This is a genomic window from Maledivibacter halophilus (genome assembly GCF_900167445.1).
GTDB lineage: Bacteria > Bacillota > Clostridia > Peptostreptococcales > Caminicellaceae > Maledivibacter > Maledivibacter halophilus.
Map to the genome: position 1 here is coordinate 327,754 of NZ_FUZT01000004.1, position 12,312 is coordinate 340,065.

General features: G+C 29.2%; 11 protein-coding genes. All 11 read left to right on the forward strand.

The genetic code is table 11. The features are described from left to right. The first annotated feature begins 23 nt into the window (after positions 1-23). The 11 genes from B5X81_RS09705 (at position 24) to nikB (ending at position 12,310) form a co-directional block, all read left to right on the forward strand. Positions 24-305 carry a hypothetical protein gene (locus tag B5X81_RS09705; protein ID WP_079491308.1) on the forward strand — a complete coding sequence of 94 codons (282 nt, stop codon included), beginning with the start codon at positions 24-26 and terminating at the stop codon, positions 303-305. 261 nt (positions 306-566) lie between these two features. Then, positions 567-1,655: a hypothetical protein gene (locus B5X81_RS09710; protein ID WP_079491310.1), complete on the forward strand. Its 1,089-nt coding sequence runs from the start codon at positions 567-569 to the stop codon at positions 1,653-1,655. A gap of 191 nt (positions 1,656-1,846) precedes the next feature. After that, entirely contained in the window at positions 1,847-2,500 is a 654-nt protein-coding gene (locus tag B5X81_RS09715; protein ID WP_079491311.1) for a response regulator transcription factor, read from the forward strand. Continuing rightward, on the forward strand, positions 2,501-3,919 hold the full coding sequence (locus tag B5X81_RS09720; RefSeq protein WP_079491313.1) for a sensor histidine kinase: 1,419 nt from the start codon (positions 2,501-2,503) through the stop codon (positions 3,917-3,919). 143 nt (positions 3,920-4,062) lie between these two features. Beyond that, on the forward strand, positions 4,063-4,275 hold the full coding sequence (locus B5X81_RS09725) for a hypothetical protein (protein WP_079491314.1): 213 nt from the start codon (positions 4,063-4,065) through the stop codon (positions 4,273-4,275). Between the two features lie 103 nt (positions 4,276-4,378). Then, positions 4,379-5,035 carry a response regulator transcription factor gene (locus tag B5X81_RS09730; protein WP_079491316.1) on the forward strand — a complete coding sequence of 219 codons (657 nt, stop codon included), beginning with the start codon at positions 4,379-4,381 and terminating at the stop codon, positions 5,033-5,035. Between the two features lie 5 nt (positions 5,036-5,040). Then, positions 5,041-6,453, forward strand: coding sequence for a sensor histidine kinase (locus tag B5X81_RS09735; protein WP_079491317.1), 1,413 nt, complete (start codon positions 5,041-5,043; stop codon positions 6,451-6,453). Positions 6,454-6,556: 103 nt separating this feature from the next. After that, a complete protein-coding gene (locus B5X81_RS09740) occupies positions 6,557-7,504 on the forward strand; it encodes a hypothetical protein (RefSeq protein WP_079491319.1) in 948 nt (315 codons plus the stop codon). An 890-nt stretch (positions 7,505-8,394) separates the two neighbouring features. After that, a complete protein-coding gene (locus B5X81_RS09745) occupies positions 8,395-9,327 on the forward strand; it encodes a DUF1177 domain-containing protein (RefSeq protein WP_079491320.1) in 933 nt (310 codons plus the stop codon). A 250-nt stretch (positions 9,328-9,577) separates the two neighbouring features. Then, positions 9,578-11,203, forward strand: coding sequence for an ABC transporter substrate-binding protein (locus B5X81_RS09750; protein ID WP_079491322.1), 1,626 nt, complete (start codon positions 9,578-9,580; stop codon positions 11,201-11,203). A gap of 144 nt (positions 11,204-11,347) precedes the next feature. Next, positions 11,348-12,310: a nickel ABC transporter permease gene (gene nikB, locus B5X81_RS09755; protein WP_079491323.1), complete on the forward strand. Its 963-nt coding sequence runs from the start codon at positions 11,348-11,350 to the stop codon at positions 12,308-12,310. The last annotated feature ends 2 nt before the right edge of the window (positions 12,311-12,312 follow it).

The window sequence follows — 12,312 nt, forward strand, 5'->3', positions numbered from 1 at the left end:
TTTTTTCTAGAGGGGGAAGTTAAATGAAAAGAGCATTTATAATTATATTAATTATTTTAATAAGTTTAAATATCATAGCTTGTGAGGATCAAAAAGAGAATAATCATAAACTAACAAATGGAAAAGTAAATACCGAGAAATATTTTCTTAAAAAAGATACCCTTCTTTCTAAATATTATGAGAAATCATTAGATTATATATTAGTAGAGCTTGAAAAGTATTTAGATAAAGGGAATGTACCTAGGGAAGAATATAAAGTAGAGAAAGAAAATGTGGAAAAATCTCCTTGGAAAGAAATTGGGTAAAGGGTAATTGAATATAAATAGGGGAATTTATTAAAACTTTAATTTAGATGATTTTAAAAATAATTTTACAACTTTTTTACAAAAAAAATATAGTTTTTATATATTTTATCTGTATAATAAATTTAAGTGATGAAATTGCATAATATATATAATATTGCTTTGAAAAATTTAAAGCAATATGTAGTAGTTAGCGTTTTAAGAAAGTAATTAAGCAATTTGCTCAGATAAATGAACAAGTTGAATACATAGGAGGAGCAAACTATGGCTTTTATGAAGATGAAAAAAGCGATGTCTTTATTTTTAGTAGGAAGCATGTTAGTGACAGTAGGCTGTCAAAGTGAAGCGTCGATTAAAAAAGATAAATTAATAACAGAAGAAGGTTCAATTCAAAAAACACAGTCAGCGGAAAATTTAAGTAAACAAGAATTGAGGGAAATAGTTCTCGAGAAATTTGAAGAATATTTTAACAAAAAGGTAGACATAGAAGATTTATTTGAATACATAGAGATATCAGATGAGGGTTACTGGCAGGTTTCCTGGTCGACTTTTGATGAAAAAAATTTGGATGATGCTAATAAAAAATTGTTTGATATGAGAGGTAAAGAGATTTCAAAAGAAGAAAAGGAAAAATTACTTAAAGAAATTAAGGAACTCCAAAAAGGATATAATAAAGCTATAACCTATTATGCTATAGGAGCAGGAAAGGGTAATATAGAGAAAATAGGAATAAGAAATAGAGCTAAAGATGAGGATATATATGGAAAGGAAGTAGAGGAAATAGAAGTTAAAAGGAAGGAAAAGGCAATTGCTATTAATGCCCTGGAGAAATTTGCAGGAAAAAAAGTAGATGTTTCAAATTTAAATGAAGAAATAAGCTTGGAGGATGACAGTTGGAAATTTTTTTGGGATAATGAAACGAATTGGGATATAAAAGAGACAAAGTCAATAAACTATAGTGTAACAATAGATAAGGAAACTAATGAAATAAAAGCAATAACCTATATAAATGATATTATAAAAGAACATAAATCCAATACTTTTCCAGAGTTTGATACAGAAGAAGGTAAGAAAATAGCTTTAGAATTTATTAAAAAACATGGGTACGTAGAAAATATAGATGATATTAAATTTTTAAGATATTGGAACGCAGATCCCCAAATAGTTTTATTCCATGTGGATTACATATATGGTAAGGATGAGAAAACAGGGAAGACAAAGGTTATAAAGGTTACTGTAAATAAGCGTACAAAAGAGATATGGAGTATGGGCAAAGTTCTTGAAACCGATGAACAATTGAAAAGTAAAGATCACGAAAGAACAAATAAACCAAATCCCAATGCACTGGGGTAATGGGATTCCATAAAATAAAAGGTATTGCAGGATTGCAATGCCTTTTTGTAGTGAATAATATTTAAATACATGAATTTCCTTAAGATTAGAAGGGAAAAATAGGATAATTCTAAATTAATATGTATCTATAAGATTAATGTATAATAGGTATATTAGTATCTTATTGAGGATACAAAAGGAGTGTTTTTAAATTGGAAAAAATATTAATAGTAGAAGATGATTTAGGTATATCAGATTTAATAAAGCTTAATTTGAAAGTGGTAGGCTATGAAGTAAAACAAGTTTACGATGGAGAAAAGGCGCTAAAATTAATAGAAGAAAAAGAATTTGACTTAATAATTCTAGATGTAATGCTTCCAGGGTTAGATGGTTTTAGCATAATGGAGAAAATAAATAACGTAGATACACCTGTAATTTTCCTAACGGCTAAGGATTCCCTTTCAGACAGGGTAAAGGGATTGAAAATGGGAGCAGATGATTATATAGTAAAGCCCTTTGAAGCCATAGAGCTTTTGGCAAGGATAGAGGTTATCTTAAAAAGATATGGAAAGAAAGCCAGTACTTTAAAATTTAAAGATTTGGAAATTTTTTCAGAGGAAAGAATTATAAAGAAAAGTGGTGAAATAGTAGATTTGACGGTAAAGGAATTTGAGCTTTTAAAATTATTAATTCAAAATAAAGGGATAGCTTTGTCTAGGGATAAAATATTGGAGAAAGTATGGGGATATGATTATTTTGGAGAAACAAGAACCGTTGATATGCATATTCAAAAGCTTAGAAAAAAATTGGATTTATCTGATGAAATAAAAACTGTGTATAAAGTTGGTTATAGATTGGAGGACTAAATGAAATTTTGGCAGAGGATTCTTATATATTCAGTAATTATATTTTTAATTATATTTAATATAGGAGCATATTTTTTAATACAAAAAAGTCATGACTTGAGTCTCAATAGAGAAGTAGATAGAGGTCTAAGTGAACATTTGAGTATTTACTCCGGAGTAACCAGCAGTATAGCTTCAATAAATTCAATAACAGGTAAATTGGACGATTTGTTTTATAGAAAAATTATATATCTTGTACTTGAAGATTACATTGATAAATTTAATGATAAAAAAACCTATATAGAAATTTTAGATAGTGATAATAGAGAAATTTTTAGTGATTTGGATATTGAAATAGAGGGAAGAAGGGTAGAGCTTGTAAATCCTCTTTTAAACAAAAGAAGATATATTATAAGGGATGTAGGAGATAAAACCTATATGTTTATAACCAATTTATTGAAGGCAGATAAAGAATATTTCAAATTTACATATATAAGGGATATAACTTATATTTATGAAGAAAAGAATAAACAGCTTGCTTTCTTTATTAGATTGGAAATTATAATCTGCATTATATTGGCTCTTGGGATGTATGCTCTAAGTAAACATATAACAAAACCAATTAATAAGCTAGTAGATTCTACTAAAAGAATAAAGGAAGGAAATTTTTCTCAGAGAGTAGATATAAGTACAAATGATGAAATAGGAATTTTATCACAAAATTTTAATGAAATGGCAGATACAATAGAAGATAAAATATTTGAACTGGAAAAAAGTGTCAAGCAAAAGCAAAGATTTATAGATAATTTGACCCATGAATTAAAAACACCACTGACTTCTATAATTGGATATGCAGAGTTTTTAAAGTCAACTAAATATGATGAAGAGACATTTTTATTGTCTGTTAATTATATAATAAATGAAGGTAAAAGACTTAAAAAGCTTTCTGATAAAATGATGGACTTAATACTTTTTAAAAAAGAAAATTTCATCATGAAAAAGGAAAATATTAAAAATATACTTTTAGAAACAAAAGAAATATTAAAATCTAAACTGGAAAGTAAAAACATAGATTTGATTATTTCAGCAGAAGAATATGTAGTCTTAGTAGAAAAGGATTTAATAAAAAACCTAGTGATTAATCTAATAGATAATGCTATAAAGGCTTCCTATGATGATTCAAAAATTTATTTGAATTTATATAAAAATGATGATTCAAAAGTTGTTCTTGAAATAAAGGATGAGGGAATAGGAATTTCTAAGGAAGATTTAAATAAGGTTTTTGAGCCCTTCTATATGGTTGATAAATCTAGGGCGAGAGCAAGTAATGGTGCTGGAATAGGTCTTTCTATTTGTGTTGAAATTGTAAAGGTACACAAGGCTGAAATAGAAATAGAAAGTGAGCTGAATAAAGGAACGGCAATAAGAATCATATTTTAATAAATCAACTCGTTGCACTAGTTTCTATATCAGGGATTATAATATTTCCTTAAAAAATCCTAGAAGCATCGATATTTACTATGGTCATCCATAGGAAATAGAATTATAAAGAGATATGTAGATAGCGAAAGGAAGAGAAGAATATGAAAAATAGAATAACCAAGATACAAATAGCTACTATTATAGCATTTATTGCTTATGCTATATGGGAAAGAGCAGTATATATATGGGCAGAAAAACTTCCCAAATCAGACCCTATTATTAGAGTAGATTTAGTTATGATTTATCCAGTATTGTTTATTCTTTTGATAATTTCATTTGTGCAGTTATGGAAACAATTAGGAAAGAAAAAATAAAAATATGTACCAAAGGATTTGACAAAGATTTATTCTGAAAAATAAGCCTTTGTCAATTTTATATAATTTAGACTTGTGTTTTATAAAAAGGGGAGATGTTATTTTGAATAAGAAAATATTAATTGTAGAAGATGAATTTCCTATAGCTAACTTGATAGAAATAAATTTAAATGTAGCAGGATATGAAACCCAAAAAACATATGATGGATTAGATGCATATAACATACTCCAAAAGGAATCCTTTGATTTGATTCTCTTGGATGTAATGATTCCAAATATAGATGGCTTTGAGCTTATAGAAAAAATTAAGCATCTTGAAATACCAGTAATATTTCTTACCGCTAAAAATACTGTCTTAAATAAAGTAAAGGGACTGAAATTAGGAGCTGAAGATTATATAATAAAACCCTTTGAATCTCTTGAGCTTCTTGCAAGGATAGAAGTCGTTTTAAGGCGTTATTCTAAGGATAATAATATCTTAAAATTTAAGGATTTGACTATTAATTTAGAAGAAAGAATAGTTAAAAAGGATAAACAGATAATTGAATTGACTATAAAGGAATTTGAACTATTGGTTTTATTATTTAAAAATAAGAATATGGTTTTTTCTAGAGATCAAATTTTAGAAAGGGTTTGGGGATATGAATATTTTGGAGAAACAAGAACCATTGACAATCATATCCAGAAGCTGAGAAAGAAGCTAGATCTTACAAAAAATATCAAAACAGTATATAAAGTAGGATATAGATTGGAGGATTAAAAAAAATGAAACTTTGGAAAAAAATCTATATTATTTTTTTTATATGCTTTATCATATCCTTTAATCTGGCAGGAGTTGCAATTATAGAAAGAATATATAACAAATCAATTAACAGAGAGGTAAAAGAAAGCTTAGATGAGCATAAAAATATAGTGTCTGAAATTGATATAAGTATTCATATGTTCAATAGGATTAGAAGCATAGATCATAGTAGTTCAAGCAAATCTATACAGGATCTTATAAAGGAATATGTAAATACATTTAGAACAGGAGGAGAATATATAGAAATATTGGATATGAAGAACGAAGAGATTTTTTCTAATCTGGATTTTAATCCTCCAAAGTATCGGGAAGAATTAAAAGCTCTATCAAGAAACGAAAGGAAATACATTATAAGAACAATAGATGATAAAAATTATTTGTTTGTAACAGGCATAATGGATTTAGGAGAAGACTATAAAATATCCTATATTAAGGATGTATCCTATATTTATCAGGAAAGAAAAGATCAGTATCGCTTTTTCTTTATATTTGAATTTTATATTTGCATGATTTTTGCTGTTCTCATTTATTTTGTTAGTAATATGTTAACAAAACCCGTTAATAGATTGATTAGAACTACACAAAAAATTTCCGATGGGGATTATTGTGATAGGGTAAAGATTACCAGCAAGGATGAGCTAGGGACATTATCCAGTAATTTTAATAAAATGGCTCAAGAGATAGAAGAAAAAATCAATGAACTTGAAAAAAATAATGCTGCAAAAAAGATGTTTATAGAAAATTTGACCCATGAATTAAAGACACCCTTGACCTCTATAATAGGATATGCCGACTTATTACGTACTAGGAAAGTAAAGGACAAAATATTGTGGGATTCAGTAGATTTTATTTATTCAGAAGGGAAGCGGCTTGAAAAATTGTCCTTTAAAATGATGGATTTAATTCTTCTAAGGGCCGATGATTTTGAACTTAAGTCAGAAAAAATCATAAATCTTTTTGAAGAAGTTAAAAAAGGATTAAAGCCTAAATTAAAAGATAAAAATATCGAATTAATTATTAGTGGGCAGAATGATGAAGTGACATTGGAGAAGGATTTAATGAAAATACTTCTTACAAATCTAATTGATAACAGCATTAAAGCCTGTGAAAAAAATTCAAAAATTCAATTGTCTTATTATGAAAATGGCGATAAAAGAATTATTGAAGTGGCCGATAATGGAATAGGAATTTCAAAGGAAAATATCGATAGGATATTAGAGCCCTTTTATGTTGTAGATAAATCAAGGACAAGGGCAAACAACGGGGCTGGATTAGGACTAGCTATATGTAAAAGGATTGTAGAAATCCACGGAGCAAGACTTAAAATAGAAAGCAGGGAAAATGAAGGTACAAAAGTGAAAATCATATTTCAATAGAGTTTACAACTATTTTACAACTTCCAGAAATATTCATGATATTTTAAAAGTATAATAAAATCACAGCAGGAAACAAAATAATAATTTAATGGAGGTAATGTAAATGAAAGCAAAAAAAATTATGGTAGGAATGTTGGCAGTAGGTGTTTTAATGGGGTCAGGATATGGAATCTACGATCTTGCAGGAAAAAGCATTATAGCAAAGAGCATTAGACCAAATGTGGTTTACGCTGAAAAAAGTCAGGAAGTAACAAATGTAGATCTAAAGGATGAAGCTGTTAAAGCTTTGCAAAAGTATTTTAAGGAAACACCAGATTTTGATAAGCTTAAGTTTAATACAAGTACAGAGACTAAAGAGGATAAAATGGAAGCCTTTAATAGGCTAATTGATGTCAAGAAAAAAATGCTAGAAGGCCTGAAGGAGATTGATCTTAATAATATAGAAAAGCCTTCAGAAAAATTTGATAAAAATGAGAAAGATGAGGATAAATTAATAAAAAATCTTAATCTTATGAGATTTTACTCTATAAAAGAGAATCAAGGTATTGAAGAAGCTAAAAAAGTTTTAGAAAATAATATTAATAATAATGAGGAAAGTATAAAAAGATTTGAAAAAATGAAGGAAGGAATCAAATATGGACATATATATCTTAACTGGGAATCAGAAGATGGGTACTGGTCTGTAAAATTTGATGATAAAACTAAAGAAATATTAAGTGCCGGTTATGAAATTAAAGATGGTTCTGGATCAGTTGATGCTGAAAGCTTTATTAGTATTGAAGAAGCTAAAAATGCAGCTGAAAAGTTTTTAGAAAACAATAAGCTTAATGGAATTAAAGATTTAAAACTAGTAAAACAGGAAGAATTCCAAGGTCATATGAATGGTCTTACTAGTGGTTTTGACCATGATTCCGCTGCATTTTTCTATGAAGATGAAAATGATACTAATAAGAAAGTAAATGTAGTGGTTGATAGAAGCACTGGGGAAGTGATTAAATTTGATTTAGGAAAAGCAGCAGAGGGAGTTACTTATCAAACTAGTCCATATTAGGATAAAATAATTATATTGAAGAGTGTGTGAATATTTAATTTTATAAAGTCATGATTATACAATTCTTGATGTAGGATTTACATAATGAAAATTGAGATTTTAATTAAATCCTATATAAAGATAGAATAGATTTAAAACTGTAATGAAGACCTATTTAAAACTTTAAATAGGTCTTCATTACTTTGATTTTAAAGACTATAAAGGAAAAACACATAAAGCAATGTGCATTATGCACATTGCTTTATGTGTTTTTATATTCAATTATACAAAGGAAAAACCACTTTAGGAAAAGAATAATATTTATAATAGATTCGACAATATATATCAAAATGCATCAATAATCTTTATAAAACAACTGCTTAATAATTGAGCAAATTGCATAATTACCTTCTTAAAAAAACTAACTACTATATATTGTTTTAAAATCTTCGAAGCTATACTATCAAAATATATTTTATTGTAAATAATTAAATTAAGAATAATATTCGCATATGCAATTTTGCCAAATTAGAGTTATGCAATTTCCTCAATTAATAAAAATCTTTTTAGCTAAAGATAAACAATCTAAAAACTTAATTTGTTTATCTTTAAAAATTTTAAATATTAGGAACAAGAGAGATGTATTATAAATTTTTAGAAAATTTATAATACATTCAATTAAGATATATTTAAAATAATTTATCTTTTTTTAATATATCCAGAGGTTATATAGATTTAATTTTATCTTTAAGCTAAAGGGATAAATCTATAAAAGCAGTTATTGATATTTCCACTAAAATCCAAATATTAAGATCGAATTGTATGGGTTTTTATAAAGTTCTTATATTGGATGTGGAAGAGATAGAAATAAATTTAAATGACTAAAAATTAACTATGCTAGGAGGAAAAAAATGATTTTGAAACAAGTAATTGAAATATTTGAGCTTCTAGATAAACCAAATGCTAATGGTGAAGAAGTATCAAAATATTTTAAGGGTAAAGGAAATTGTGAAGTAACAGTAAATACTGTAAAAGGCGATAAAGGTAGCACTGATTTTGTTAAAATATTAATTAAGGGAGAAAATGGTAAAAGTAATAAAGGTAGTGTTCCAACCCTTGGTATAGTAGGAAGATTAGGGGGGCTTGGGGCTAGACCTGAAAAAACTGGATTTGTATCAGATGGAGATGGAGCTTTAACAGCTTTATCTGCAGGACTAAAACTTGCTCAAATGAATAAAAATGGTGATGTACTTGAGGGAGATATAATCGTAACAACTCATATTTGTCCAGATGCACCAACTCAAGAGCATTTTCCTGTTTATTTTATGGATTCGCCAGTTGATATGGAGACTATGAATAAGCTTGAAGTTACAGAAGAGATGGATGTTGTTCTAGCCATAGATACAACCAAGGGAAATGAAATTATGAATTATAATGGTTTTTCAATATCTCCAACAGTTAAAGAGGGGTATATTTTAAAGGTTAGTCATGATTTAACAAATATTATGAAAAGGGTAACTGGAAAGCTTCCAAAGGTATTTCCCCTTTCTCAACAGGATATTACTCCCTATGGAAATGATTTATATCATTTAAATAGCATACTTCAACCGGCAACGTCTACTACAGCACCGGTTGTTGGAGTTGCAATAACTACAGAAGCATCGGTTGCTGGATGTGCTACTGGAGCAACTCATTTTGCAGATGTTGAAGCAGCAGGAAGATTTGCAATTGAGGTGGCAAAGGATTTTGGAGAAGGTAAATGTAGTTTTTATGATAAAAATGAATTTGAAACATTATTAAGGCTTTATGGTGATAATAAGAGATTTCAAACAAAGGGAAAATAGTTTCAGCATAATTTTTAACCTTTTTATATTGAAATAGTACCAAATTTCAAATTAAAGTCTTTACTTAAATCCCTATATAGATATGTGGCTGAGAAACTAAAGAAACGGAAGTAGACTCTGAGGTTTCCTTGCAGGTTCATTACATGAGCCAAAAGGATTCTCAGTAGCTACTGGAGCAAGTTGATTTTCAAAATCACACATCTATATTAAAAGGGGAATTTAAAAATATATTTAAAGGAGGAGACAAATAATGAGAAACAAAATAGTATCAGTAGTATTAGTTGTTGCTGTAATTTTTTCTTTTGCTTTAACAGGATGTAGTAATAAAACTGAAAGTCAAGAGGAGAATCCAGCTAATAGTAGTCAAAATGAAGATGCAAATGTTGAAAGTGATTCTAATACGCCTCAAGATGGAGGTATGCTTACAGTTGCTTTAGCAGCAGTTCCTAAAACATTGGATCCTGTAAAATATACAGGTATTTATGAAGGAAATGTTATTCATAGTGTTTGTGACAATCTAGTTTATTATAATAAAGATTTAAATGAAATCATACCAGGATTGGCAACTGAGTGGAAAATATCAGATGATTTAATGCAATACAGTTTTAAGCTTAGAGATGATGTATATTTTCAAAAGGGTAAATACCAGGATGGAAGAAAAATGACTGCAGAGGATGTGAAATACAGTCTTGAAAGATCAGCAAAGGAATCTGTAATGAAAAGACTTAGAATGCTTGACCATGTGGAAGTTATTTCTGATACAGAAATAGTAGCACATTTAAATGAACCCAATGCAGCATTTTTAACAGTATTAACTGATTCAGGAAATGTAATAGTTCCTAAGGAAGAAGTAGAAGGTTGGGGAGACGATTTTGGTAGAAATTTAGTTGGAACTGGACCATTTGCCTTTAAGGAATGGAGAAAGGGAGACTGTGTAATACTTGAGAAATCAGATAATTACTGGGGAGAAGAGCCTAATCTTGATGGAGTTACATTTAAGTTTATAAATGATGTAAATATGATGACAAATGCTCTAAGAACTGGGGAAATTGATGTTGCCACAGACCTACAGGGTGAAAGTATTGCAGCAATTAAAAAAATCGACAATTTAGTATTAAATGAAAAACCTGCACTTAAGGTAATTTATATGTCAATGGATTTAGATAATGGTCCTACTAAGGATGAAAGAGTTAGAATGGCAATTCTTTCAGCTATAGATGTTGATGCAATGGTTAAGGGACTTTATCCATATGGTGAAGCTCAAAGAGCATATTTATCATTGCCTCCTGGATCATGGGGATATGATGAATCCTTAGAAGCATTGATTCCTAAATATGACCCTGAAAAAGCAAAGGAATTAATGAAGGAAGCAGGATATGAAGATGGATTTGAAATCGATTTTTATGTATCAGGTAGTGATAAAGCAGGGGTAATTATTCAAAGCTATCTAAAAGAAAATTTAAATATTGATGTAAATATTAACTTGCTTGAATGGGGAACATTCAGTGAAACAGTTTCTAAAGGCGAAGCACCACTTTATAGTATGTCATGGACATGGTATCCTGATCCTGATTTCTTCTTATATCAAATGTTCCACAGTGATCAAATTGGATCTTTAGGAAATGGACAAGGCTATAATAATCCTGAAGTAGATCAGCTGCTTGACAAGGCCGTATCAGAAACAGCAGATCAACAGGCTAGGGCTGAACTTTATAAAAAAGCTTTAAAAATCATTACAGAAAATTATGGAAGATTAAACTTTGCTAATGGAAAAATTATAGATGCATATAGTGACAAGGTTCACGGCTTTGAACGTGGAGCCGATGGAAGCATTTTTATAGTTAATCCAGAAGTAAATGTTTGGATGCAAAAATAATATTTGTTATTGATTATCCCCTTTTAATTAATATAAAATTCAAAAACCCTATATTATCTCATATAGGGTTTTTGAATAATTTTCAAATGAGATAATTGCATAACTGCAATTTCCTCAACTCATAAGAATAGAGGTGAAATAAAATTGTTTAGATTTGCATTAAAGAGAATTTTACAGCTTATTCCTACCTTGTTTGTAGTTGTGTTCATAGTATTTGCAATTACTCGTATAATACCGGGAGACCCTGCTGCAGTTATGCTAGGCCCCCAGGCAAGTGTTGAAGCTGTTAATGAACTTCGTGAGGAATTAGGACTAAATGATAGTATACTTAAACAATTTGGACATTATCTTCAGGATATTCTTAAAGGTGATTTAGGTAAGTCCTATTATTATAATGAATCGGTGACAAAGCTTATTGGAGAACACTTTCCCAATACCTTAATATTGGCAGTAATAAGTATAATAATTGGATTGCTAGTAGGAATTCCAGTTGGAGTTATTTCTGCTACCAAGCAGTATTCTGCCTTTGATTATATATCTATGGTTATTGCACTAATAGGTATTTCCATGCCAATATTTTGGCTAGGTATGATGCTTGTGTTATTGTTTAGCGTAAATTTAGGATGGCTCCCATCTGTTGGTATGGGCTATGGAGGTTTTGTTGATTCAGTTAAACATTTAATACTTCCTTCTCTATGTCTAGCTACAGGTCCAACAGCAGTTTTTGCCAGATTTACCCGTTCAAGTATGCTAGATATTGTGAAGCAGGATTATGTAAAAACTGCAAGGGCAAAAGGATTAAGGGAAAGAGTAGTAATTTGGAAGCACGCATTTAAAAACGCCCTACCTCCTATAACAACTATCGTAGGCATGAGATTTTCAGCTGCGTTATCTGGTGCAGTTCTTACAGAAACTATTTTTAGCTGGCCTGGATTAGGGAAGCTTATAGTTGATTCAATTCAAAACAGAGACTATACATTAGTTCAAGGAAGCGTTATATATATGGCTTTCATATATATAATTGTCAATTTAATAGTAGATATAGGATACGGATTTTTAAATCCTAAGGTAAAAGCTTCACTTCAGGGAATGAAGGGCGGTGAATAAAA